Below are 24992 nucleotides of genomic sequence, written 5' to 3' on the forward strand. Positions count from 1 at the left end.
CACCAAGGAGATGTACACGTGATTCTTGACCTTAACGAGATGGATAAAGCCTCGGTCTATCACACGATGACGCAAACGCTCGTGCCAAGGCCGATTGCGTGGGTGCTATCTGAGTCAGTCCAAGGCGCTTTGAACCTTGCGCCTTTCTCATACTTTACAGCTGTTTGCAGTGATCCACCGCTGATAATGATCTCGGTTGGTAAAAAACCGTCGGGTGAAGAGAAGGATACATTTCTGAACATTATCGAACAGAAGCAGTTTGTGATTCATATCGCTGATGAGCAGCTTGCTGAAGCGGTTACGCTTAGCTCAAAAACGTTACCGCGGGACCAATCAGAGGTTGACTTATGTGGCTTACAAACAGTGAGCGAAGCGGGTTTTGCTTTGCCGCGTCTCGTCGGTCCAAAAATCGCCATGGCTTGCAAACTACATAACACACAGACGATGGGGGCGTTGGATCAGAACTTAATTTTTGGTCAGATTGAGTCGATCTGGATTGATGATCACGTTCTTGCAGAAGACGCACAAGGCCGGATGAAGGTCATGGCTGACCAACTTAAACCGCTGGGCCGCTTGGGTGGCTCTGAATATCAAATCTTTGGCAACACGCTATCGGTTGCGCGCCCTAAGTAGGAGTGGTTATGGATACTCAGCAATCATGGGCGATCAAGCAAGGTTCTGCGCTGCACCAAGAGATGATCTCGTGGCGGCGAGATATTCATCGACACCCAGAAACAGCTTATGAAGAGGTGAGAACCAGTGAGCGTATTGCTCAACTATTAACCAGTTTTGGGCTCGATGTTACCTGTGGTTTGGGTCGGACTGGCGTTGTTGCTGTGCTTCAAGGTGAGCGCGGTGGTGATGAGATGATAGCGTTGCGTGCCGATATGGATGCACTGGATTTATGTGAGCTAAATGAGTTTGAGCATCGCTCTTGTCGTGACGGAAAGATGCATGCTTGTGGTCATGACGGCCATACCGCGATGCTCTTAGGTGCCGCAAAGCACCTCGCTGAAAATCCCACATTTACGGGTAAGGTCTGTTTTATTTTTCAACCTGCTGAAGAGGGCAAGGCTGGTGCCCGTGCCATGATACGCGATGGGCTCTTTGAGCGCTTTCCAGCCACCCAAGTGTTTGGTATGCATAACTGGCCTGGTTTGGCAGCAGGTGCTTTCGCGGTGCACAGTGGCGCTGTGATGGCATCAACCGACTCGTTTGATATTGTTATTGAGGGGCAGGGCGGACATGCGGCGATGCCGCACTTGGGGGTTGATCCAGTGGTGGTTGCCGCTCAAGTTATCATTGCGCTTCAAACGGCGGTGTCCCGACAAACCGATCCACTGAAGTCGGCGGTATTAAGTGTAACGACAATGCGCGGCGGTGAAGCGTATAACGTCATTCCTGAATCTGTCACGTTGACGGGCACCTGTCGCTCGTTCTGCCCTGAAGTAAAGCATCAGTTAGAGAGACTAATTCAGAAGCAGGCACATCATATTTGCGAAGCGTTTGGTGCTAAAGCAACGGTGACATATCGGGCCGGTTACCCCGCGACGGTGAACACAGCACAAGAGGCGACCGTGGCTGAGACCGCGTGCTTAAGCCTTGTTTCGCCAGATCAGGTTTTGACTGATATGCCACCGAGTATGGGGGCGGAAGACTTCGCGTTTATGCTGCAAGAGCGTCCGGGGGCATACATATGGATTGGCAACGGCGATCAGGAGGGCTTTCGAGGCTTACATAACCCCTATTATGATTTTAATGATGATGTGCTGGCGTTAGGCGCCAGTTACTGGGTTGCGCTGATAGATCAGTTGCTATCACGCTGAGTTGATATGTTGTGGGTACAAAAAAGCCCAAGCTATATGGCTTGGGCTTTTTATTTGGCAGCACACATGTGCTGCCGTTTATATGAGACGCCTTAGGCGATAGCCGCCAGTGCTGCATTCAATGTCGCGGATGGACGCATTACACGCTTCACTGTTTCACGATTAGCATGATAGTAGCCGTCTAGCTCAGCAGGCTTGCCTTGGCAGTCCGCTAGTTCAGCAACGATCTTCTCTTCGTTGTCAGCCAGAGTCTTCGCAAGGGTTGCAAAGTGTGCAGCAAGTTCTTCGTCTTCTGTTTGAGCTGCAACTTCTTGTGCCCAGTACAGACCTAGGTAGAAGTGGCTACCACGGTTGTCTAGTTCACCCGTTTTGCGAGAAGGAGACTTGTTGTTTTCCAGCAATTTGCCTGTTGCTGCATCCAAAGTCTTCGCCAGGATTGCGGCCTTCTGGTTGTCTTTTTTGATGCCTACATCTTCAAGAGATACCGCCAGAGCTAGGAATTCACCTAAAGAATCCCAACGCAGGTGGTTTTCCTCTTCTACCTGCTGTACGTGCTTCGGAGCAGAACCGCCTGCGCCAGTTTCGTACATACCGCCGCCTTTCAGCATAGGCACGATAGATAGCATTTTCGCTGATGTACCTAGTTCCATAATTGGGAACAGGTCAGTCAGGTAGTCACGCAGAACGTTACCGGTAACAGAAATTGTATCTAGGCCACGGATCTGGCGTTCCATAGAGAAACGGATCGCTTCATTGTATGACATGATGTGGATATCAAGACCGTCAGTATCGTGTTCTTGCAAGCACGCCTCGACTTTCTTTTTCAGTTCCATATCATGCGCACGCTCTGAATCTAACCAGAAAATAGCTGGCGTATTAGATAGGCGCGAACGAGTCACGGCAAGTTTCACCCAGTCACGGACAGGCTCATCTTTCGTTTGGCAAGCACGCCAGATATCGCCATCAGCCACTTCGTGAGACATCAGAACTGTACCGTCCTGAGCTACAACGCGCATTGTGCCTGCTTTGCACTCGTACGTTTTGTCGTGTGAACCGTACTCTTCTGCTTTTTTCGCCATCAAACCAACGTTTGGTACAGTACCCATCGTTGTTGGGTCGAATGCGCCATTTGTTTTGCAGAAGTTAATCATCTCTTGGTAGATGCGAGCGTAAGTTGATTCAGGCATAACAGCTTTGGTATCTGCTGTTTGGCCATTAGCATCCCACATCTTACCGCCGTTACGAATCATCGCTGGCATAGAAGCATCGACGATCACGTCAGAAGGTACGTGCAAGTTAGTGATACCTTTCGCAGAATCTACCATTGCAAGCTTTGGACGGTGCTCGTAGCACGCGTGGATATCCTCTTCGATCTCTTCACGCTTAGAGCGTGGTAATGATGCGATTTTGTCGTATACGCTACCGATACCATTGTTCGGGTTCACACCCAGTTCTTCAAAGAGTTCGCCGTGTTTTTCGAACAGCTCTTTGTAGAAAACAGTCACAGCGTGACCAAATACGATCGGGTGAGAGACCTTCATCATGGTCGCTTTCACGTGTAGGGACCACATAACACCCGTATCTTTTGCATCTTGCATAGAGGCTTCGAAGAAATCACGCAGCTCTTTGCAGCTCATGCGCATGCTGTCTAGTACTTCACCTTTCTCAAGCGGCAGTTCTTTCTTCACTTCAACGTTGCCTTGTGGGTCAACGTACTCAATGCGAACAGAGCCTGCATCGCTCATGGTGATTGATTGCTCGCTAGAGAAGAAGTCGCCGTTACGCATGTAATCAGCGTGCGTTTGCGATGCTTGGCTCCACTTGCCCATCGAGTGTGGGAACTTGCGAGCGTATGCTTTTACAGCACCCGGTGCACGGCGGTCAGAGTTACCTTCACGTAGAACTGGGTTTACTGCAGAACCTAAGATCTTGGAGTAGCGCGCTTGGATCTCTTTGTCTGCTTCGCTTTGAGGATCTTCTGGGAAGTCAGGGATGTCGTAACCTTGAGATTGCAATTCTGCGATACAAGCCTTCAACTGCGGTACAGATGCACTGATGTTTGGCAGTTTGATGATGTTCGCATCTGGATCCTGAGTGAGGTTGCCAAGGAACGCTAGACCGTCTTCAACTTTCTGGTCATCGTTTAGGTTATCGGGGAAGCTGGCAAGGATACGTCCAGCCAAAGAGATATCAGTGATTTTGATATCGATATCCGCAGCCGATGTGAACGCACGTACGATAGGTAGTAAAGAACAGGTCGCTAGAGATGGCGCTTCATCTGTTAGCGTGTAGTAAATCGTTTGTTTTGTAGTCATTTTTCATCCCCGAAAATTTTTAGCTGTGTCGCCAAAGACTTGATTTTAAGCGGCTTTTAGCTGCCTAACTCCACGATATCAAGCCCTTTCAGTATGTAATGCGGACGAGATTATAGCTGAATCGTGTCTGAGGTTATACGTTTGACCTATCCACTTATGGCTAATAAGCGCAACATTTTGTAAAAAATCTACAATGCTGGTTGGTGTAAAGCTGATGGAATTCTGTTGAATTAAGGTAATTCGCAGTAAAAGCTCTCGTTGGGGTCAGCAAGCGAGGGAAAATACTCTTCCAAAATGATTGAGACTTTACGGAACGTCTCCTGCAGGTCGCAGAATGCGGCGACCACACGCGGATCAAATAGCGAACCGCTTCCTTGCAGTATGATGTTGGCCGCCGCTTCATGTGACATGGCATGTTTATAGGGGCGCCTCGAGATGATGGCATCGTAAACATCGGCAACCGCCATGAGTCTAGCAACCACCGGGATCTCATCACCTGCGATACCTTGCGGGTAGCCGGAGCCATCCCAGCGTTCGTGATGACTTAACGTCACTTGCTGTGCATAGCGCAGGAAGCTGCCAGCGCTATTGCGTGCCTCATGAGGAAGTAATTTCTGGGCCGAATGAATGGCGTCGAAGCCGAGGCAGGTGTGCTTCTTCATAATCTCGTATTCATCTGGCGTTAGCTCTCCCTCTTTCTGCAGAATGGCATCAGGTATCGCGACTTTGCCGATATCGTGAAGAGACGCTGTTTTGTAAAACAGTTCGATCGTCGCATTGTTGTCGAGGTCTGCTTGGTAGTCAGGGTGGTAACGTAGGTATTCGGCGAGTGCTTTCACATAATGTTGGGTACGCAAAATATGGTTACCGGTGGCGTGATCACGAATACGGGCCACGGATGCTAGGCATAAAATAGCGGCCTCTTGGGCGGCATTGAGTTGTTCGCGGTCTGATAACCGGGGTGTGTTTTCAATATCACTATTGAAAGAGCCTTGAACAATTTCCGCAATATGTACGTGGGTATTGATCTTCGCCATGACAGTCGAGGTGTGCCAAGGCTGAACTAGGTAGTCTGTGGCAATGTCCGCGACGGTTGGGTATTGGGCTTCATGTTGGCACAGAACAATGATCGGCAGGTTAGTGCGTTGAAGCTGTGCAAGTTGGGTTGGAGCATTGGCAGCGATTACTGCATCAATCAGTATTGCGCGCAGGTGTGAGTCGGCATGAAAGCGCTCGAGTTGGCTGTGTTTAATCAAGTAGTCGTGGCTGAGAATATCCGTAAGTGGTTGAACCTGTGGAAACTCAGAGCTGATGATCGCGATCGATTTCATAATAGCCTAGTGGTGTTGTTCCATTAACCAGCAGTTAGAAATGGCGCGGCGACTCTATCATTTTTGACCATGCTGCGCTTTTGTTGCGAAACAAGATGAACAATACCTTGATCTTATCCCCATTTTCATAAGATTAAAGTATCTAGCACGTAAAAAAATCCTGATTGGGTTATAATCGCCGCGTTAAAAAACACGACAAGAACGCTGGACGGTGGAGCAACCTATGACGAGTATCACGATTATAAAACCTGATGATTGGCACCTGCACTTTCGCGACGGTGACATGCTGAGGGAGACAGTTCCAGCAACGGCTCGTTGTTTTGAACGCGCTATCGTGATGCCAAATTTGGTGCCTCCTGTCGTTAACGCCAAGATGGCGTTGGAGTACAAAGGTCGTATTCTTGATGCAGTACCTGCTGGGCACTCTTTTGATCCACTGATGACCTTATACCTTACTAACGACACAACAGAGCAGGATATAGTGGACGCCAAAGCTGCGGGTATTCCTGCTGCCAAGCTTTACCCTGCAGGTGCGACTACAAACTCCTCTGCTGCGGTAAAAGAGTTGGAAGCGATGTATCCCGTCTTTGAAAAGATGGCTCAGGAGGGGATGCTGTTATTGGTACATGGTGAAGTCACCGACCACCATGTCGATATTTTTGATCGCGAAAAAGTTTTCATTGATCAAAAACTTACGGCTATTGTGTCCCGCTTCCCGGAACTGAAAGTCGTGTTTGAACATATCACTACCGGCGATGCTGCCGCGTTTGTGGCTGAAGCATCGGACAATGTTGCTGCTACGATCACGCCGCAGCACCTCATGCTTAACCGAAATGATCTGCTAGTTGGGGGCGTGCGGCCACATAACTTCTGCTTGCCGGTGCTGAAGCGTAACACCCACCAAGAGGCACTGCGCCAAGCCGTTAAAAGTGGCTCGCCCAAGTTTTTCTTAGGTACTGATTCTGCACCTCATGCAAAAGAAGCAAAAGAGAATGCCTGCGGCTGTGCTGGATGTTACAGCGCGTGGGGAGCGATTGAGTTGTATGCACAGGTGTTTGAAGAACTCGATGCACTGGACAAATTAGAGGGTTTTGCGAGTACTCACGGACCTGACTTCTATGGGCTTGCGCGTAATAAAGATACGATTACGTTAGTGCGTGAAGAGTGGACGATTCCGGATGAGATTATCTTGCCAGATGGCCGCCCAATTGTGCCATTCCATGCTGGGCATGTCGTGCACTGGAAACTAGCTAGCTAAAACAAAAAAGGCTCTGTGAAAACAGAGCCTTTTTTCTAGCGATCGAATTACATTTGCGATTGCTGGTAGTTCTGCAAGCCAATCTTTTTGATTAGCCCCAGTTGTTGCTCCAACCAGTGAGCATGATCGACTTCTGTGTCTTCTAGAAGCTGCTGCAAGATAGCGCGTGATTGGTAATCCTGCTCCTCTTCGCAGATGGCAATGACTTCTTTCAAACGCTTGCCTACGGTGTACTCGATATCTAGGTCGCTTTGTAGCATCTCTGGCACATCTTTACCGATATTAAGCCCTTCTCGTGTGACCATATCTGGAGTGCCTTCCAAGAACAGAATGCGCTCGATTAGGGCGGCTGCATGACCTTTTTCATCGTCAAATTCATGATCGATGCGTTCAAACAGCTTGCTGAAGCCCCAATCGTCATACATGCGAGAGTGGATAAAGTACTGGTCCATTGCTGTGAGCTCGAGCGCAAGAAGGGAGTTTAGACCTTCGATAACGCGTTGATTGCCTTTCATGTTCAATCTCCCTTTTACATTTGTGACTGTAGGTAATTTTCGATGCTGGTCTGCTCAATCAAGTACTGCTGTGCTTCAATCCAGTCCACATACTCTTCTTCATACTCAAGAATATCGACAAGAATATCGCGGCTGACGTAGTCACCTACGTTTTCGCAGGTGGCGATAGCATCACGCAACACAGGTAGTTCAGCAAGTTCGAAATCTAGATCGCTTTGCAGCATCTCTTCAGTGTGCTCACCGATACGCAGGCGGTCTAGGTGTTGGAGGTTAGGTAGCCCTTCTAGGAAAAGCACACGCTCGATAAGTGCATCCGCCTGCTTCATGTCTTTGATCGACTTTTTATAGGCTTTTTCATTGAGCTTGTTGAGGCCCCAGTTTTTATACATTCGCGCGTGCAAAAAGAACTGGTTAATCGATGTTAACTCAGCTGTTAGCACTTTATTCAGCGCAACTATAACTTGCTTTTCCCCTTGCATGTGAAGGTCCCCTTAGTTAACGAGTTCATAGCGATACTTGAGATGCTGTATTTAAGCATAGTTTTATCGAGTTGAAAAAAAGGCATTTGAAACAAGGATATAGCAATTGTAGATAATCTTTATGATAACTGTTATCATTAGCATCAAATATCTTAACTAGGTCTTTTAATATGTTTGTATGTATCTGTAATGGCATTACTGATGGTGATATTCGTCAAGCGCTATCGGAGGGTGCTACAAGTGTACGAGATCTACACCGCGAGTTAGGTGTTGGTAACTGTTGTGGTAAGTGCACAAGAACGGCTCGTGATGTTTTGCGAGAGCATCAGAGTTTGTCAGAGAGTGCCTATCAACTCGCGTACGAAGCCTGTTAACGCTATTAAAATAATTCACGCATATATCGTGTTCCCATAAAAAACGCAGCACCCGCTGTGTTTTTTTTGATCTATACTCAGACAAGAGCGCACAAATTACTGGTTGATGTCACCGCAGTGTTATCACGGTTAGAGTATCTCCGTTTCCCATCATGGGATCTTAGCCGAAATCATTTCGGCCCTCTCGGAGAGGCCCTAGGGCCTCTCCGGTTCAACTTTGATAAGTCTCCCTTTTGATCCATTACAGGCTACAATTAAGCATAAGGCGTGTCGAAACTATCCGCGCGCGCTCAGCTTACCGGGTGAGAGATATGGCAAAAGGTAGAGATAAGCATCAAGAGAGGCATCACGGGCTATCGCTTTATGGGAAGGATTTAGTACGCCGTTGTGCTGCACATTGTGAGCTTTGCAATAGCAGTGGTAGGCCGCTCGAGATCTTTGAAGTGCCGCCGGTTCCTGCAGATCCTGATTTTTCACATTGTCTTATGATTTGCGCTGAATGTAAGGGGCAAATCGAGAAACCAAAACGCCTAAATGCTGACCATTGGCGCTGCTTAAATCAAACCATGTGGAGTGAAGTGGAGGCTGCGAAAGTGACCGCCATTGTGCTACTAAAGCAATTGGAGCAGACGGAGAGCTGGGCGCAGGAACTCCTAGAAATAGCATACCTTTCCCCGAGTGAAGAGGAGTGGGTAGATGCGTGGAAGCTTATTTAGTGATGGTTTTTGTTAGTCGCTTTATGGGCTTCTTCTTTGGTCTTCGAATAATTGATTGTTTATCTCTTTTCAACGCATACGCCTTAAATACTGAATTTAAGACGCATTAAATACTGTGTTTAATTAACTACACCTTCCTTGATTAGCCTTTAGGCGAAAATTGTCACTAATTTTAGTTACCCTCCGTGCGTTTATAAAAACCTAGACTAGACTTTGGGACGAGACCTAGGTGTTTCTCTATCAAATGTTCGGCGTTGGAAACCTTTGCAAATCAAAGCAATGACACTGGCGGCGGCACATTGAGAGCAGACGCTTTTATATGCCTTGGAAAGCGCATACAAGGCTCATTGAAGACATTTATCCGCGAACTTTTGTAAGCCTGTAGACCGTGGAGGCGGTGCAATAACTATGTCTAAGCTATCTCTGAAGAATAAGATTCTTCTGCTAACAATCACCCCGTTGCTGGTGGCAACGGCCATTATCATGCTTATTGTGAACAGCCGCCTAGAAGCATTGGGGCAAGCGGAGCTCGATAACACACGAGATCAGATGTTTCGTGCTAAGCAGGAAACATTAAAAAACTACATGCAGATGGTACTCACAACGGTACAGCCGGTTGTAGAACAAACCGCGGCTGACGATGCTGCAGGGGTGGCGCGCGTGGCAGATCTACTGCGCTCCGTCAAATATGGCGAAAAAGGCGATGGCTATGTGTTCGTGTATGACTACAGCGGCACTGCGGTTGCCATGCGCCCGAAGCCTAGCCTTGAGGGCAAAAATATGGCTGGCCTGCAAGACTCCAATGGTGTTCGTATCATCGCCGACCTGATTGCGGAGGCTAAGCGTGGTGGTGGTTATGTTCAGTATCGTTGGAATAAGCCGTCAAAAGATGCTGAAGTGGATAAGCTCAGCTACGCGCTCGCCATTCCTAAATATGGCTGGATGATTGGTACCGGTTTTTACATCGACGATATTGATGATGCTGTGGCAGCTGCTGAACAGCGAGTAGCCGAGCAACTGACGGAAACGCAGCTATCGATTGCTGGCGCAGGTCTGATTTTAATCGCTATCTGTGCCACCATCGCATCGTTGGTGACTTCCCGTGTGACGCGTCCATTGGCCAACACAGCCGTTGCGCTGACTGATATCAGCCAAGGTGATGGTGATTTAACCCGCCGTTTGAGTGTTGAGTCGAGCGATGAAGTGGGCCAAGTATCGCGTGGTTTTAATGACTTTGCCGACAAGATCCAGCGCCTTGTTATGGAGCTTAAGACCGGTGTCGAAGATTTGTCGACATCAACCGGTCAAATGACCCGTGTTGTATCTGAAACACACAGCGACGTGCAGCAACAGCGCCAAGAAACGGAGCAGGCGGCTGCTGCGATTCAGCAGATGGCCGCAGCTGCCCAAGAGGTATCAAGAAGCGCTGCAGGCGCTGCGAGCGCGGCGCGTGAAGCGGACGTTGAGTCTAAGTCTGGGCAGAAGGTTGTTGAAGAGACAATCGTCGCAATTGAAGGTTTATCAAATGAGGTCAATCGAGCATCTGATGTGATCGCAGCGCTTGATAGTGACGCAGATAAGATAGGCTCTGTTATCAATGTCATCAAAGACATTGCGGAGCAGACAAACCTCCTTGCGTTAAACGCCGCGATTGAGGCTGCGCGTGCCGGTGAGTATGGCCGGGGGTTTGCGGTTGTTGCTGATGAGGTGCGCACGTTGGCGAATCGTACGCAACATAGCACGGAAGAGATTCAGAATATGATTCTGCGTCTACAAAACGGAGCACGCGAAGCGGTAGGTGTTATGGAAGCCAGCCGAGTGCAAGGCTCGGAAGCGGTTGCTAGAACCGGACAAGCGAGCGAATCGTTAAGCCGAATCACGCAAGCGGTGGGCACGATTTCCGAGATGAATACCTCAATTGCAAGTGCAGCAGAAGAGCAGACCTTTGTTGCTGAAGAGATAAGTAAGAGCGTGCACCAAGTGGCAGAGATTGCTGAAAGTGCATCGCGTAACGCAGATGGCTTATCCGCAACGACTGAGGGTATGTCGTCGCTTGAATCTCGTTTGATGGCGTTAGTTAAGCAGTTCAGAGTATAAGTTTGCTCAAAACAAACCTAGCCGGTGCTCTTTACAGTACCGGCTTTTTTTTGCCAGTCTGTAGAGACCTCCAAACTCACAAGGTAGTGCTTTGATGGATATGCAGTGGGACACTTTGTTATCCCCCAAACGACATGGTCACGATGAGATGCAAACGCGCACATCTGGCCGTAGCCACTTTCACAAGGATCATGATCGTATTGTTTTCTCTAGCGCGTTTCGACGACTTGGGCGCAAAACGCAAGTGCACCCGCTTGCGCTGAATGACCATATCCACACACGCTTAACTCACTCCATCGAAGTGGGCTCCGTGGGGAGGAGCTTGGGTATCCGCGTGGGAGAGTGGCTGCAAGATGAATTGCCGCAGTGGGTTACACCCGGAGACATCGGCATGATCGTGCAAGCGGCCTGTCTCGCTCATGATATTGGGAACCCACCGTTTGGGCACGCAGGTGAATATGCAATTCGAGATTGGTTTAAGCAACCGGCTAATAGGTATTTCTTGGAGCCGCTGACAGCACAAGAGCGGCTAGATTTAGAGACCTTTGAGGGTAATGCTCAAGGCTTTCGGGTGGTTACCTGCATCGAGAATAATCTTTATGACGGTGGACTTAGATTGACCTATCCAACGCTGGGTAGCTTGCTGAAATACCCATGGACAGCTGAACATGCAACCGCAAAGGGTAAGTTTAGTTGCTATCAAACCGAGCGCGATATGTTAGATCGTTTGGGGGGGGAGCTCGGTTTGATAAAGCAGAGTGATGGCCGCTGGTGCCGACATCCTTTGGCTTACCTTGTAGAAGCTGCAGATGACATTTGCTATGCGATCTTAGATCTTGAGGATGCGATTGAGCTAAATATTTTGACCTTCGATGATATCAAACCCATTTTGTTGCGCATTGGTGGCGATACTCAGGACGAGGAACAGATATTGAATTCGGCTGCATCTGCGCGACGCAAGATATCGGCACTTAGAGGACGTGCGATTGAGAGCATGGTGAGTGCTGCATTCGATACGTTCAAGCAGCACTATGCATCGATCATGGCAGGTCAGTATCAAGGGGAGCTGCTACAAGATGGCGATAGCGATGTCGCACGCGGGATTTGTGCAGCAAAACAGCTGGCTAAGGATCAAGTCTTCCCTGATACTCGCAAAACAGAGCTAGAAGTGGGGGCTTATAGTTGTTTGGGTACTTTGCTGGAAGCGTTTTGCCAAGCGGTTTATGAGCACCAAAGCGCGACAGCGTGCCGAGAAATGAGCTATCGCAGTGAGAAAATCATCAGTTTAATGGGAATTCATGCCCCAGATGCTAGCTGGCCGCTTTACCAAGCCTATATGAGGGCATTAGACTTCATTAGCGGAATGACAGATAACTACGCCACTTATCTTGCAAGACAGATCAGTGGACTCTCATTTGAGTATCGGACACATTAAATGGCATCACTACAAGACCAACTTAGCAAACTTGTTTATTCAACGGAGTCGGGTGACCAATGCCCAGGTTGTCGCCGAGCAAAGGATGCATGTGAGTGCGCAGAACTTGAAGATCAAGCTCGTTTAAGCGCATTAGATGGTGTCGTGAGAATTCGTCGCGAGGTCTCTGGCCGCAAGGGCAAAGGCGTCACAACGGTCAGTGGTGTCCCTGTTACAGCGGCGGAGCTAAAAACACTGGCCAAGCAGCTCAAACAGCAGTGTGGCACTGGCGGAGCACTAAAGGATGGGGTGATTGAAATACAGGGAGATCACCGTGCTAAAATCAAAGATGTACTTGAAGCAAAAGGGTTTCAAGTCAAGTTAGCAGGAGGCTAGACAACCTTATGGCTAAGAAATGTGCGATGTGTCAGCGCATTCGTGTTGTTGCTATTTTTGTGACGATGGTGGCAGTGTTGCTTCTCACCATGATGGGGCAGTCGCGGGCGGAGGTTTATACCTATATTGATGATCGTGGCAAGAAAGTCTTTGTGGGTAACTTAGGTCAAGTACCACAGAAGTACCGTGATCGTGCAGTGGCGAGAACGCCATCGGGTGAGGTGAGTAATGTCTCGTCGTTTTCATCGTCTAACGAGAAAGCCGCGAACCGTATCCGAGAGGAGTACGGTCTCACGCGTTTGCGTTCGCAGATTAGTAAGCTAGAAACGCGTGTCGAGTTGGCGAACAATCAGATCGTTGTACCCGTTGAGGTGATGCACAACGGCGGCCGCAAAACGCTGCGCATGATTCTAGATACAGGGGCGTCGCGCTCGGTTTACTACACATCGGCTCTCGCTGGTCTTGCTTATCAGCCCAAAGCTTCGGGGGCTTCTCAAGTCGCCGGCGGCGGTGTGGTAAAAACACAAATCGCATCACTGGATACGGTTAAAGTTGGCCCTTATACCATCAAAGGCGCTGATGCCGTTATCATGGAGGATAAGAACTACGTCTCCTATGATGGCTTGCTCGGGATGGATTTTTTGCAGCGCGTAACCTACGAAATTGATAAAGAGCGCAGCTTACTAATCTGGAATCCTAAAGAGCACAAGTCTTTGAAAGAGCAGTTGAAAAAGAAAACTGAACCGGATGAGGCTCCGCAGGCTGCAGCGGGACAGTCAGACGAGTAGCAAAATTCAGACATAAAAAAGTGAGCTTTAGCTCACTTTTTTATTGCCTGCGCCAATCTGGTTTACCTTAGATGGCCTCAACCGCTTCTTCGGCAAGTCGCAGATCCATTGTTGCTTTGAGCAGTTTGAACAAACGTACTGCGGCGTCAATCTCCTCTTTCCGGTTGGTCAGGCTTTCGATATTAAGGCCAAGAGGCACACCAAGATGAATACATGCATCGAGAATTTGCTCTAAGCTGTTGCGGCAAACTCGAATCGATTCACCTAGTGGGCTGCTTGCGTCCAGAATGCGATAGCGGGTAGCTTCTGGAACAGAAATCCCCAACCACTCCATAAACTCAAGTGTTTTCGCGCTACCGCATGGAGCAAAGGTGAGAATAATACGTTTTGGCTTGATGCCTTGAGTGCGGCACTCCCGTGCGTATCGGCTGATAAGGTCGATGGTCGCTTGGGGGTTATAAACCGCTTGCGAAATAAAGTAAGAGCAGCCTTGCGCTGTTTTCTGCATGAGCCGCTGGTGCTCATCTGCTTTTTTAGCATGACGCTCAGCAATCGTGACGCCGCCAAGGTGAAAATCCCGCGGATGTTCTGCCAACGCGTCGTAAGCTTTAGCTAAGGGTAACGCCACATCTTTTGCTGAAGAGGGGCTACCGACAAGCACGATATCCTTCACGCCATATACGTCCTGTGCTTGTGTGAGCCACTCGTCAAACTCTGCTTTGCCTCGTTGTGAAACGCTTTTGTAAGTGATCACTGGGTGTTTTGACTTCTCAGAGAGTAATTTCGAATACGCTCTCGGGTCGTGCGTCTGCATGAATGGGAAAGGGCGCGGAGCCGAGATACGGCTGCTCTCGTCTTGGATGTCATAGACGATCAGACCGTCGTAGTCGATGGCGCTTAAGCGTTCGAGCAGTTTATTGGCGATCTCGCTAACCTGCTCCATATCCGTGCTGTCCTTTGGTGGAGTCGTACCAACAAAGTAGACACCACGTGATGGGTCTGCGAAACGGTCTTTTAATAACGTGCTCATGATTAGGGTCTGCGTCTAGTTGTTTAAGATGGAATAATTCTAACAGTGAAATATTTTCAAGTAATTAGTTATAAAAATGAAAGTTTTCGAACTTAAGTTGAGTTTATTTAATGAAGGCGATACAACGTTAACTAGCGATAAGGAGAAACCCTATGCCATCACCTCAAGTCACGTTTGATTTTGCAGAGATTAGCCGCCAGATTGGCGATGCCACAGAGACGGGTACACCGCCGGTTGATCGATGGAATCCTAATTTTTGTGGCGATATTGATATGCAAATTAAACGCGATGGGCGCTGGTTTTACTGTGGCACGCCGATTGGTCGCCATGCGATGGTTAAGCTTTTCTCGAGTGTGCTCTGGCGCGAGGGCGAGCACTACTTTCTGAAAACGCCGGTTGAGAAGATTGGTATCCAAGTGGAAGATGCCCCGTTTCACGTTAACCATTTAGATGTGATCACGAGAGATGGAAAGCCCTACTTGCAGTTCGTCACGACAACGGAAGATGTGGTTATCGCAGGTGATAAGCACCCCATCAGAGTGGTGTCTGATCCAGAAACCGGTGAGCCGTCCCCGTACATCATGATTCGTTTTGGTATGGAGGCTCTGATCAGCCGTAACGTGTTTTATCAGCTGGTGGAGCAGGCGAGTGAAATGCTATTTGAAGGCCAGCCTGCTTTTGTAGTGCATAGTGGCGACGCTACTTTTTCATTGGGTACTAGCGCTTAACTTGAGCTAATAGGCGGTCTAATTGGTTCGCAAAACTCTGGCGGTCTTGCTGGGAGAGCGGTTTAGGTCCATCGGTGGCGACGCCGCTGCTACGTAGTGTCTCCATAAAGTCCCGCATTGATAAGCGCTGCCTGATATTCTCTTTTGTATAGAGTTCGCCGCGAGGGTTCAGCGCTAACGCATGGTTATCGATCGTCTCCGCTGCTAAAGGGATATCAGCTGTAATAACTAAATCGTTCGCACACAAGTGTTGCACGATATAGTTGTCAGCGACATCGAAGCCTGCTGGAACTCTAATACTTTTGATAAAAGGCGACGGTGGCGTACTAATCAGTTGGTTAGCGACTAGCGTTACCTGCGTTTTGGTACGCGTTGCGGCTTTAAAAATAATCTCTTTTATGACGCGAGGGCAAGCATCTGCATCAACCCAAATTTGCATGAAGTGTGTCCTAAATTGATGGTACGAGCATACCTGACTGAACCGCCGGTAGTGTCTCCATTTGCTGCATCCAGCGCCAGACGTTGGCAAAGTCCTCAGGCTCGATCTTTTGATACGCGTGGCGCTTGGCCCATGGGTAGATGGCAAAATCGGCAATCGATAGTTCATCTACAACAAAGCTGCGTTCAGATAAACGTGTATCCAGCACTCCCCAGAGGCGCTGTGCCTCTTTATTGTATCGCGATACGGCATAGGGTACGACCTCAGGAGCAAAGCGGTTGAAATGGTGCGCTTGGCCTAAAAACGGGCCGAAACCACCCATCTGCCACATCAACCATTCATGCACTTCATAACGTTTACGCGGAGAAGATGGCATAAATTTACCGTATTTCTCAGCGAGATAGATCAGAATCGCACCAGTTTCAAACAGTGATATCGGCGTGCCATCTGCGTAATCATGGTCGACGATGGCAGGAATTTTGTTGTTTGGGCTGATGGCTAAAAAGTGGCTTTGGAACTGGGCCTGTTGAGTGATATCAACGGGAATCACGCGATATTCAGCACCAACAGCTTCCAGCATGATAGAGACTTTCCAGCCATTTGGTGTTGCCCAGGTGTAGAGGTCAATCATGTTAGTCTCGTTGGGTTTGGAAGTGCTCGTAAATCTGCATCAGCTCTTGCTCCGTAAAGGTAACGATAATGAGCTGCTGGCCAGGTTTAATGAGATTGGGGTTCTGCCCTATTAAGCCTTGCTCGTAGTTGTAGATATAGGTTGTTTGTGCCTTATCATGAAGTAACTTACCCAGATATGAGCTGCTTCTGTTGTTGAGGACTTCGTCGGCTTCGTCTGGGATATAGGCTTTTAGTGTCTCGGCGTTGCTTGAAACTTTGATACCGGCTGCAAATGTTTCGGTGAGCCCCGATTGCAGAATACCCCATAGCCCTTGTTCATCATCAGGGTTCACTGCGTGAATATAGAAGATCCGCTTTTCGGCGCTGTCAGACTGGTCGATCAGCTCTTTTAATTGCACTTGATTAGCGAGGCTAAGAGCGCGCACGTTCTCTGCGGAGAGTGTGGTTTGTACAGATGGCTGTGCCCCATTAGCGGATGAGGGGTTGAAAGTGGAGACAGCCACCCCAAATGATTGAGCGCTACTGTCATCCACTGCCACGTTGCTTGAGCCATCAGCAGATACTTGCTCAAGCACTGCCGAGTGCTGCTGAGCCTTCAGCTCGGGCAAGTTAATAAGCTGCGATTCGGTAACGAAGTGGCGCGCTTTTCTGGCATCAATTGCCGTGGAAGGTGTTTCGGTCAGTTTGGCAATGTGCGCTTCGGCCTGTTGAGTGAGCTCAGTTTTTAACTGCGGGGCACTTTCGACAGGCGGTTGTGTCTCAGGGTTAGAGGGTAGAGCAGAGGACGTAGGCGGTGTTTCGCTATCTGAAGGGTCAGGAATAGCAAAATAGAGCACACCAATCGCGATCAAAATTGCGACGAGTACGAGTGTTCTTAACATCAGTAGAGCTCCTTGTCTGCCTATCCAATACCTCTTGACTCTAAAGGAGTTTCTTCTGCGAATAAAGCACTGCGCACCAACGAATTATAAGTAAGGAGCCGTTCCGATGGATAACCATGATGCAGACTTTTCACAACTGATGTCAGCGGAGGGTGTTGTACCGCTTAGCCAAGAGAAGAAACCTGTGAAGAGCTCCGGTACTGCAGATGAACAAGCACTAGAAGCCAGACGAATGGCTGCTGTGGCCGGACAAGATGAGGGCCTCACAACGGGGCCTCTTAACTGGCTAAACCCTCTAGACCCAATCGAGTGGTGCCATGATGGTGTTCAAGCTGGTGTTTATCGTAACCTTCGTCTCGGTAAGTACAACGTTGATGCACGCCTTGATCTGCGGGGCAGTAGTGCCCCGGCGGCGCTGTCTGAGCTGCTTAGTTTTGTGAAAGAGTGTATGAATTACGGTATCCGAACTATCATGATCAATATAGGTAAAGGCGATACCGTGCGCTCTAAAGGGAACCAATTGAAAAGTTATCTTAATCTTTGGTTACCCCAGTTGCCCGAAGTTATGGCGTTTCACACGGCTAAACCGCAGCACGGTGGAAGGGCGGGCGTGTATGTGTTGCTACGTAAAAGCGACGAAGCGCGACGTGATAATCTAGAACGCCACCAAAAAAGGCGTTAGTCGCGATGGCATTGGTCTGAGTAAGTAGGTGTTGCATATGCGTGAGCAGATAGACGAAGTACTTCAATTTTGGTTTGGCGATCTACAGGATGGCTTTCCTGTTGCCGACCGTAGCGCACTTTGGTGGGGCGGCGGCGAAGCGCTTGACCAACAGGTTGAGGCGCTGTTTGGGCCGCAAGTTCGTCGTGCGCTGGCGGGTGGCTTAGCCGACTGGGAAGAGACGCCGCGAGGGCGCTTAGCGCTGGTTATATTGCTTGATCAGTTCACACGTAATATCTACCGCGGCAGTGCCGAGGCTTTTAGCGGTGACGAGCAGGCTTGTGCGTTGGTGAAGCGCAGTCTCGAACGTGACTATGATCTTGCCTTAGAGGTGAGCGAGCGCCTCTTTTTTTACATGCCCCTTGAGCACTCAGAATCGATGGCGGACCAAAACCTATGTGTCAGTAAGATGGAAGCACTCTATACCTGTGTGGATGATGCTAATCGGGACAAAGTCGTTAATGCGGTAAATTTCGCCAAAGAGCACCGCGACGTGATCGAGCAGTTCGGTCGGTTTCCTCACCGGAATCAAGCGCTTAATAGAGAGTCGACAGAAAAAGAGCTGGCTTATCTTCATCAAGGTCAGAAAGGCTGGGGACAGTAGGGTAAGGAAGTTGACTAATTTCCTCTCCCTTAGGCTGGGTTAAGCTTTGAGCTAATAAACTGCGCTATACTAACTGCTTTTATCGCTGGAGGATGGTTCATTGCGTGCTGGCTTTGAGAAGAAAATTACGGTTTTAATGGCGGCAGCGGCGCCCTGTGTACTTTTGGGCACGGTGCTGTTGATGGTGCTTGCCGAAGTGCCGTATCAAACCGTTATGATATTGCTGCTCGCCAGCGGGCTAATGTCTCTATTAGTGTTTGGTAACATCGTTCGCTATGTGAACCAAAACAGTGCCTTACAAGAGCGCCTCGCACTGGCTCAAAAAGGCAAAGATATTGTGACAGGCCTGCCAGATGAGAGTGAGTTCCTAGCACGTCTAGACGTGGAGTGCCGCCGTAGTTTGCGTGAATTTACGCCAATTTCGGTGATGCTGGTGGGTGTATCGTCCGAGAGGCTAGCTGGCACGCCGGCTATTCACATCGCAGAGACGCTTATCCGAGCAGTCTATCGCCCCGGCGATATGGTATCTCGCATTAGCGAAACACGTTTTGCGTTGATCTTACCAGCAACAAACGAGCGTGCTGTTGAACTTGCAGAGCGCTGCCTTAAGGACCTGCGTAAGTTAGACAATGACGAAATAATCTCGATTGGCCTCTGTACGTTCCAGCCTGCAGCAGGGCTGACCGCAGCGAAAGCGATTAGCCGTGTTGGTGGCTTACTAGAGCAAGCTCAAACTGAAGGCGGCGATCGTGTTAACGCAACGGCAGAGAAACAAGTTGACCCGTCTGTTATCTATACCCACTAGTAATGCCTGAAGGGCGTACTTTACTGACGCGCGAGCTAGACCGCTTACGGCGTTTAGCACAGTCTCGAAATCAGCGCTTTGCACTCTGGTTGACAGGTGAGCGCGCCTTTCTAACATTCTGCCTGAATGAGATCAGGCAGAATGTGTTTGCCCCTCTCAATACACTCACGATCTCTCCCATTGCTCACACTGAGCATCAGCACCACACCGTGGTGGCGAGTCCTAATCAGTTAAAACGGCTATTAGGTCAGGAGTTTGACGTAGTTTTGTATGATGCTAATTGTGGCATTAATCCGGACGCGCTAGGGCAGCTATCGGGTATGGTGCGAGGTGGCGGCGGATTTATCTTGCTATCTTCGCCTCCAGAAAACTCCGCATTTTTTGCAGATCCAGAAAAGTCCAAACTCACCGTTGAGCCCTACACCGAAAATGATGTCGGAGATCGCTTTTTGCAGCGAATGGCGCATGTTATGCAAACGCATACTGCGGTATCGCGCATTGATCAAACTGATGGTGTCGTCTCCCAGACCTGCTTTGCTACCGGCAATAACGGGCCTAACGAGCGCGGCTTAAAGGCTCAGAGTTGCGTGGTAGAAACGTTATGGCAACGTATTAACCGCGAGCCGGGCATCGCTACGCTGACGGCTGAGCGAGGTAGGGGAAAGTCTGCAGCGCTGGGGTTGGTGGCTCAGCGGGCACTGGAAGCCGGGCGGTCTGTGATGCTGACAGCACCGGACCGCGGATCAGTAACCAGCGTATTGAAGTTTGCAGGTATTTCGCATGAGGGTGTCTACCTTCCTCCTCACGAGATGCTGGCTGCGCCCAGGTGTGATCTTCTCTTGATCGATGAAGCCGCTGCAATTCCCAGTTATTACCTGCATCAGCTAGTTGATCACGCGCCCCATGTAATCTTGGCGACGACAACGCAAGGGTATGAGGGAACAGGGCAGGGTTTTGCTCTAAGATTTATGCAGTGGTTGCGTGATAAGCATGAGTCAGTCACACAGCTATCACTCTCAGCGCCGATTCGGTGGGCCGAAGGTGACCCTTTAGAGGATTTTTTTAATCAGCTACTGCTTTTAGATGCATCAGCACGGCGCCAACAAACTAAGTTGACCTCCCCGAGTCCGGTGTCATACCAGCGTATTTCGCGTCAAGCACTGGGCTGCGATGAGAGCACCTTAATACAGCTGTTTGGGCTGCTTATCGATGCCCATTACCGAACAACACCGGGCGATCTCAGGATTCTCCTTGATAGCCCCAACATGAGTATCTGGCTTGCCAGGGTGGGAGATGATGTTGTCGCTGCTTGTTTGATCGCAGAGGAGGGGGAGCTACCTGAACCGCTTGCTATGGATATTTGGCGCGGTCGGCGCCGTCCCCGTGGTCATCTTGCGCCGCAGCTTTTGATCGCACAAGCCGGACATCAGCAGGCTGGGCGCTATCGTTACTGGCGTGTTGTACGTATTGCCGTGCAAGACAGTATGCGCCGACAGGGCATTGCAGCGGGGTTGTTGCAACATATCGAAGCTCAAGCCGTTAAGGGTCATGTCGACTTTGTTGCCGCTTCATTTGGTGCCAGTCCGCAGCTCCAACGCTTCTGGCAAACGCAAGCGTTTCGCTGTGCCCGGTTAGGGACAGCTCTGGACACCGCAAGTGGTAGCTTTGCGCTACTAGTGCTGAAGCCACTTAACGAACACGCCAACAGTGAGGCTGCTCGTTGGGAGGGGCATGTCGGGTTTCAGTTAGCTTATGGGCAAGCTACATGGATGCAAAACATAGCCGCGTATATAGATACTGCGTTATTGCCTAAAGCTATGCAGCCTGACCTTAGTTGGTGTAACAACGATATTGAAGGGTTTTGCTTTCATCATCGCACCTATGAATCGGTGGCTGCATCGATAAAGTTGCTAGTGGACCGAAACGCAGATCAACTGATCCAGCTGAGTGAGCGCACTCGGCAGCTACTCGAAGCCTGTGCTAATCGACAAACGTCGCAGCAGATAATTCAGAAATTTGGCCTGCGAGGTAAACGCGATTTTGTTGCACAAATGCGCAATGCAGCCAAAAACTTGTATCCACTCATTGTTTCTGAAGAACAAATATAGTGCCGACGACCGCTTGGTCGTTCTCGTGCCGAATAATCCGATCTTCATTAAACTGCAATTGCATGTCGTGCTTAGCTGCGAGGTTTTTAATATAGGCCGTATGGTGTTGATAACGGCCTGAGGGTGTTAACTGCCAAGATTTAGCGGCTTCTTCCGATAATTTTTCTGTATTGAATACGAATATGCCTTTCGCTAGCAGAGATCGACTGATGCCAGCGAATAACGGTCCAAGTGCACCGAAGTAGATGACGGTATCAGCTGCTGTGATCCCGCTAAATGGCGGCGTGTCGTTGAGTAGGCTATCGATATCGCTCTGAATGAGCCTGTTATAGATGCTTTGCTCCGCAGCCAGCGTTAACATGTTCGCCGATAGATCAACGCCGGCTAATGCGCATGTTGGCAGGGCTTTACGAAGTTCTTTACCTACCAGACCGGTGCCGCAGCCTAAATCCAATAACTCGACAGGTGGTAATGATAAGAACTGCGTCGTCAGTGATGCAACATGCTGATGAGCGCTGTAGGAAAGTGTATTCACAAGATGCGACTCAAACTTATCAGCGCAGCTATCAAAGACGCTCTCAATGTAATCCGCTGGTGGTTGCTCAATCGCGGTACCTTGTAGTGCGTTAAGCTGGAACTGGCTGCTAGTATCGCTAGGGCACTGAGCAACATAATCCGTAAATAATGCTATCGCTAGCTCGGTGACCCCTTGCTCTGCTGCATAGTCTGCAGCGCTGCTAAGTGATGCTAGAGGTAGCGTGTCTGCCTGTTTGAGCGCTGCATTTGGCTCGCCATTTAGCCATAACACGATAGCTTTTTCGGCGCATACAGCCCAGTCATTGCGATCGATCTGATCGAGCTGCGCGAGTGCCTCAGGCCATCGTGTTTGATGTCGAAGCGATACTGCTAGGCTGAGGCGAGCATCTTGAAGTGATGGATCAATTTGCAGCGCTTTTTGGAGGTCTTGCTCCATCAGTGACCACTTTCGCAGTTGCTCAAGCGTATTGGCGCGGTTACACAGAAATAGAGGGTGTTGGGGAGCGCAGTCAACAGCCTGATTGATTGCATTGAGCGCCTCTTCATGTCGAGAGAGCAGCCCAAATGCCAGTGAAAGGTTGCTCAGAGCTTGTGCTTTCAGTGCAGGTGTTGTCGCACTTAAGCTTGCCTGCTCTAGAGATGGAATAGCCTCCTCAGGAGCGCTGTGTAGCGTTATAGCACCTAACATAATATTAGCTTGGTAGTTTTCTGGGCGGGTCTGTAAAATTTTTTTACATACGGCGGCCGCCAGCGCGCTTTTTCCTTGCTGAAAAAGTGCAGTGGCTTTTGCTACTAACGCGTCATGAGTCTTCATATCTTGGGCTTTTACACAGTAAAATGGCGCAGTTTAATTGTCCTAACTAATAAGGCAAGCCTCATGGATGCGTTTAAACCGGAACTACTGCAGCAACTGGCAACAACTCGAATGCCGTATGGAAAGTATACTAATTGCTTGCTAATTGATCTTCCTGAACCTTATGTATGCTGGTTTGCCCGTAAAGGCTTTCCGAAGGGCTCGTTGGGTGTGCTGTTAGAGGTGCTTTACGAGATTAAGCTGAATGGACTAGAGGATCTTGTAAGGCCGCTAAAAAGGGAGCAGCGTTAGTCATGACTCCGGCTGTTAATGTCGCTAAAAAAGCAAAGATCACCTTCAATTTGCATGAGTATGAGCATGATCCAAGTGCGCAATCCTATGGGGAGGAAGCGGCTGAGGCCCTAGGTCTGCCTATGGGACGCGTTTTTAAAACGTTGCTGGTTGCTCAAGAAGGAGATCAGAAGCGTTTAGCTGTTGCGGTTGTGCCCGTTGATGCACAGCTTGACCTTAAAGCACTAGCTGCGGCCCTAAGTGTCAAGAAAGTTGCTATGGCGCAAGCGGATGCGGCGCAACGTATCACCGGGTATGTATTAGGGGGTATTAGCCCTTTGGGGCAAAAAAAGCGTCTGCCCACCGTGCTGAGTGATTCGGCTCAAAGCTACGAAACACTGTTTGTAAGTGCTGGGCGAAGAGGTCTTGAGATCGAGTTAACCCCGGCAGACTTAGTTGCGCTAACTGCGGCAAAAGTCGCGAATATCGCGCGTTATTAACGGGGTAATCCAATAAAAAGGGGCTTAAAGCCCCTTATGTCATTTTAGTATTATGCTGACTTGAGTTTGCCGCTGCCTTTGCGTGCTTTATATTCAGACGCCTCTAAGCCATGTTTGTTAAGTAGCTTATAGAAGTCAGTGCGGTTACGTTGAGCAATACGGGCTGCATGAGTCACATTTCCTTCTGTTACCTGCATAAGCTTAATGAGATAGCGTTTCTCGAAATCTGCACGAGCATTGCTAAACGAAGGAATGACTAGCTCTTGATTAGATAACGCATTCGCTACCAAACCCTCTGAAATTACGGGGCTTGTACTCAGTGCTACCACCTTCTCAATGACGTTTTGTAACTGGCGCACATTGCCAGGCCATGCGGCTTGAGCAAGCAGGTGCAGGGCTCCTGGCGAAATATTTCGCACCTTGCGATTATGTTGTCTTGAGGCCGAAGTTAGGAAGTGGCGTGCCAGCAGTGGTATATCCTCTGCTCGTTCGCGCAGTGCTGGAAGTTCGAAGTTTACTACGTTTAATCGGTAGTAAAGATCTTCACGGAACTCTTCGCTGAGCATCGCTTGATCAAGGTTGCGGTGCGTCGCTGAAATAACACGCACATCAACAGGCTTGCTTTCCACTGAGCCCACTGGGCGTACAACTTTTTCTTGCAGGACGCGTAACAGCTTCACTTGTAGAGTCATCGGCATATCGCCTATCTCATCAAGGAAGAGTGTGCCGCCATCGGCTGCTTGGAAAAGGCCTTGGTGGTTGGCTGTAGCGCCCGTGAACGACCCTTTGATATGCCCAAACAGTTCTGACTCGAGCAACTGCTCTGGCAATGCGCCGCAGTTTATCGCAACGAACTTCTTGTCGGCACGGCGGCTCGCACGGTGAATAGCCTTAGCCATCAGCTCTTTACCACTGCCGCTAGGGCCTGTGATAAGTACACTAACATCGGATGCCGCTACTCGGTGTGCTTGATCAAGCATCTGCTGCATAATCGGGCTGCTGGTAATAATATCGTCGCGCCATGCAGAATCTTGGCGACGCTCAGCTGAAACCAATGCTGCTCTTACGGTATCGAGTAGCTGTACCTTGTCGATTGGTTTGGTTAGGAAACCAAATACACCTTGTTGAGTAGCTGCAACGGCTTCTGGGATGGTGCCGTGTGCCGTGATAATAACAACGGGAAGGCCTGGCCAGCTTTGCTGAATCTGCTTAAAAAGCGCCATGCCGTCCATTTCGTCCATACACAGGTCTGTGAGCACCAAGTCCGTTGTGTTGCTATTTAGAACGTTCAACGCTTCCGGTCCGCTGGATGCCGTCACCACTTCGTATCCGGACGCCTCGAGTCGCATCGAAAGCAACGACAAAACGCTATCGTCATCGTCGACTAGAAGAATTCGGGGGTACTGCGTCATG

Annotated in this window: 26 protein-coding genes; 16 read left to right on the forward strand and 10 right to left on the reverse strand. The window is 49.4% G+C overall.

Annotated elements, in window-relative coordinates; translation table 11 throughout:
- Window positions 1-18: 18 nt before the first annotated feature.
- Both EOE65_RS01930 and EOE65_RS01935 read left to right on the forward strand, forming a co-directional pair.
- Complete coding sequence (locus EOE65_RS01930) at window positions 19-633, forward strand: flavin reductase family protein (protein WP_127692598.1); 615 nt, start codon at window positions 19-21, stop codon at window positions 631-633.
- A gap of 8 nt (window positions 634-641) precedes the next feature.
- Entirely contained in the window at window positions 642-1826 is a 1185-nt protein-coding gene (locus EOE65_RS01935; protein ID WP_127692599.1) for a M20 aminoacylase family protein, read from the forward strand.
- 92 nt (window positions 1827-1918) lie between these two features.
- Here the strand turns inward: EOE65_RS01935 and EOE65_RS01940 are convergent, their stop codons facing one another.
- Both EOE65_RS01940 and EOE65_RS01945 read right to left on the reverse strand, forming a co-directional pair.
- Window positions 1919-4141, reverse strand: coding sequence for an NADP-dependent isocitrate dehydrogenase (locus tag EOE65_RS01940; protein ID WP_127692600.1), 2223 nt, complete (start codon window positions 4139-4141; stop codon window positions 1919-1921).
- A 230-nt stretch (window positions 4142-4371) separates the two neighbouring features.
- Window positions 4372-5472 (reverse strand): HD-GYP domain-containing protein, encoded by a 1101-nt coding sequence (locus EOE65_RS01945; protein ID WP_127692601.1) that lies wholly within the window; start codon window positions 5470-5472, stop codon window positions 4372-4374.
- Between the two features lie 223 nt (window positions 5473-5695).
- Between EOE65_RS01945 and pyrC the strand changes: the two genes are divergently transcribed.
- Window positions 5696-6730, forward strand: a complete 1035-nt coding sequence (gene pyrC / locus EOE65_RS01950) for a dihydroorotase (RefSeq protein ID WP_127692602.1) — start codon at window positions 5696-5698, stop codon at window positions 6728-6730.
- A 47-nt stretch (window positions 6731-6777) separates the two neighbouring features.
- Here pyrC and bfr (EOE65_RS01955) read toward each other — a convergent pair whose 3' ends face one another.
- Window positions 6778-7245 carry a bacterioferritin gene (bfr, locus tag EOE65_RS01955; protein ID WP_127692603.1) on the reverse strand — a complete coding sequence of 156 codons (468 nt, stop codon included), beginning with the start codon at window positions 7243-7245 and terminating at the stop codon, window positions 6778-6780.
- Between the two features lie 14 nt (window positions 7246-7259).
- Complete coding sequence (gene bfr, locus EOE65_RS01960) at window positions 7260-7724, reverse strand: bacterioferritin (RefSeq protein WP_127692604.1); 465 nt, start codon at window positions 7722-7724, stop codon at window positions 7260-7262.
- Between the two features lie 170 nt (window positions 7725-7894).
- Here bfr (EOE65_RS01960) and EOE65_RS01965 point away from each other — a divergent pair, with 170 nt between their 5' ends.
- The 6 genes from EOE65_RS01965 (at window position 7895) to EOE65_RS01990 (ending at window position 13509) form a co-directional block, all read left to right on the forward strand.
- A complete protein-coding gene (locus tag EOE65_RS01965) occupies window positions 7895-8098 on the forward strand; it encodes a bacterioferritin-associated ferredoxin (RefSeq protein ID WP_127692605.1) in 204 nt (67 codons plus the stop codon).
- Window positions 8099-8409: 311 nt separating this feature from the next.
- Window positions 8410-8814 carry a phnA protein gene (locus EOE65_RS01970; protein ID WP_127692606.1) on the forward strand — a complete coding sequence of 135 codons (405 nt, stop codon included), beginning with the start codon at window positions 8410-8412 and terminating at the stop codon, window positions 8812-8814.
- 408 nt (window positions 8815-9222) lie between these two features.
- Window positions 9223-10911, forward strand: coding sequence for a methyl-accepting chemotaxis protein (locus EOE65_RS01975; RefSeq protein ID WP_127692607.1), 1689 nt, complete (start codon window positions 9223-9225; stop codon window positions 10909-10911).
- Between the two features lie 94 nt (window positions 10912-11005).
- Complete coding sequence (locus EOE65_RS01980; protein WP_206052586.1) at window positions 11006-12346, forward strand: deoxyguanosinetriphosphate triphosphohydrolase; 1341 nt, start codon at window positions 11006-11008, stop codon at window positions 12344-12346.
- Window positions 12347-12721 carry a translation initiation factor Sui1 gene (locus EOE65_RS01985; protein ID WP_127692609.1) on the forward strand — a complete coding sequence of 125 codons (375 nt, stop codon included), beginning with the start codon at window positions 12347-12349 and terminating at the stop codon, window positions 12719-12721. It abuts the gene before it with no gap.
- A gap of 8 nt (window positions 12722-12729) precedes the next feature.
- Complete coding sequence (locus tag EOE65_RS01990; RefSeq protein ID WP_127692610.1) at window positions 12730-13509, forward strand: retropepsin-like aspartic protease family protein; 780 nt, start codon at window positions 12730-12732, stop codon at window positions 13507-13509.
- A gap of 67 nt (window positions 13510-13576) precedes the next feature.
- On the opposite strand, the gene EOE65_RS01995 is transcribed toward EOE65_RS01990, so the two are convergent.
- Complete coding sequence (locus EOE65_RS01995) at window positions 13577-14539, reverse strand: methylenetetrahydrofolate reductase (protein WP_127692611.1); 963 nt, start codon at window positions 14537-14539, stop codon at window positions 13577-13579.
- Between the two features lie 152 nt (window positions 14540-14691).
- On the opposite strand from EOE65_RS01995, the gene EOE65_RS02000 reads away from it, so the two are divergent.
- Window positions 14692-15267, forward strand: a complete 576-nt coding sequence (locus EOE65_RS02000) for a DUF1285 domain-containing protein (protein WP_127692612.1) — start codon at window positions 14692-14694, stop codon at window positions 15265-15267.
- On the opposite strand, the gene EOE65_RS02005 is transcribed toward EOE65_RS02000, so the two are convergent.
- The 3 genes from EOE65_RS02005 to EOE65_RS02015 are packed head-to-tail and all read right to left on the reverse strand — an operon-like array spanning window position 15257 to window position 17220.
- Window positions 15257-15706, reverse strand: a complete 450-nt coding sequence (locus tag EOE65_RS02005; RefSeq protein WP_127692613.1) for a YaiI/YqxD family protein — start codon at window positions 15704-15706, stop codon at window positions 15257-15259. The genes EOE65_RS02000 and EOE65_RS02005 overlap by 11 nt on opposite strands.
- 10 nt (window positions 15707-15716) lie before the next feature.
- The gene (locus tag EOE65_RS02010) at window positions 15717-16337 is read right to left on the reverse strand and encodes a glutathione S-transferase N-terminal domain-containing protein (protein ID WP_127692614.1); all 621 of its coding nucleotides are present in this window, start codon (window positions 16335-16337) and stop codon (window positions 15717-15719) included.
- A 1-nt stretch (window position 16338) separates the two neighbouring features.
- On the reverse strand, window positions 16339-17220 hold the full coding sequence (locus tag EOE65_RS02015) for a hypothetical protein (protein WP_127692615.1): 882 nt from the start codon (window positions 17218-17220) through the stop codon (window positions 16339-16341).
- 106 nt (window positions 17221-17326) lie between these two features.
- On the opposite strand from EOE65_RS02015, the gene smrA reads away from it, so the two are divergent.
- The 4 genes from smrA to EOE65_RS02035 all read left to right on the forward strand — a co-directional run bounded on the left by smrA (window position 17327) and on the right by EOE65_RS02035 (window position 21458).
- Window positions 17327-17902, forward strand: coding sequence for a DNA endonuclease SmrA (gene smrA / locus EOE65_RS02020; protein WP_127692616.1), 576 nt, complete (start codon window positions 17327-17329; stop codon window positions 17900-17902).
- A gap of 37 nt (window positions 17903-17939) precedes the next feature.
- Complete coding sequence (locus EOE65_RS02025) at window positions 17940-18545, forward strand: DUF924 family protein (protein ID WP_127692617.1); 606 nt, start codon at window positions 17940-17942, stop codon at window positions 18543-18545.
- Between the two features lie 100 nt (window positions 18546-18645).
- A complete protein-coding gene (locus tag EOE65_RS02030; protein WP_127692618.1) occupies window positions 18646-19350 on the forward strand; it encodes a GGDEF domain-containing protein in 705 nt (234 codons plus the stop codon).
- Between the two features lie 2 nt (window positions 19351-19352).
- Window positions 19353-21458: a tRNA(Met) cytidine acetyltransferase TmcA gene (locus tag EOE65_RS02035; RefSeq protein WP_127692619.1), complete on the forward strand. Its 2106-nt coding sequence runs from the start codon at window positions 19353-19355 to the stop codon at window positions 21456-21458.
- Here the strand turns inward: EOE65_RS02035 and EOE65_RS02040 are convergent.
- Window positions 21433-22809, reverse strand: coding sequence for a tetratricopeptide repeat protein (locus EOE65_RS02040; protein WP_127692620.1), 1377 nt, complete (start codon window positions 22807-22809; stop codon window positions 21433-21435). The two genes, EOE65_RS02035 and EOE65_RS02040, sit on opposite strands and share 26 nt — an antisense overlap.
- A gap of 63 nt (window positions 22810-22872) precedes the next feature.
- Here EOE65_RS02040 and EOE65_RS02045 point away from each other — a divergent pair, with 63 nt between their 5' ends.
- Entirely contained in the window at window positions 22873-23100 is a 228-nt protein-coding gene (locus EOE65_RS02045; protein ID WP_127692621.1) for a DUF3820 family protein, read from the forward strand.
- A 2-nt stretch (window positions 23101-23102) separates the two neighbouring features.
- On the forward strand, window positions 23103-23579 hold the full coding sequence (gene ybaK / locus EOE65_RS02050) for a Cys-tRNA(Pro) deacylase (RefSeq protein ID WP_127692622.1): 477 nt from the start codon (window positions 23103-23105) through the stop codon (window positions 23577-23579).
- A 50-nt stretch (window positions 23580-23629) separates the two neighbouring features.
- Here ybaK and EOE65_RS02055 read toward each other — a convergent pair whose 3' ends face one another.
- Window positions 23630-24991: a sigma 54-interacting transcriptional regulator gene (locus EOE65_RS02055; protein WP_127692623.1), complete on the reverse strand. Its 1362-nt coding sequence runs from the start codon at window positions 24989-24991 to the stop codon at window positions 23630-23632.
- Window position 24992: the final 1 nt, after the last annotated feature.

Source organism: Neptunomonas marina, assembly GCF_004005935.1.
GTDB classification, from domain to species: domain Bacteria; phylum Pseudomonadota; class Gammaproteobacteria; order Pseudomonadales; family Balneatricaceae; genus Neptunomonas; species Neptunomonas marina.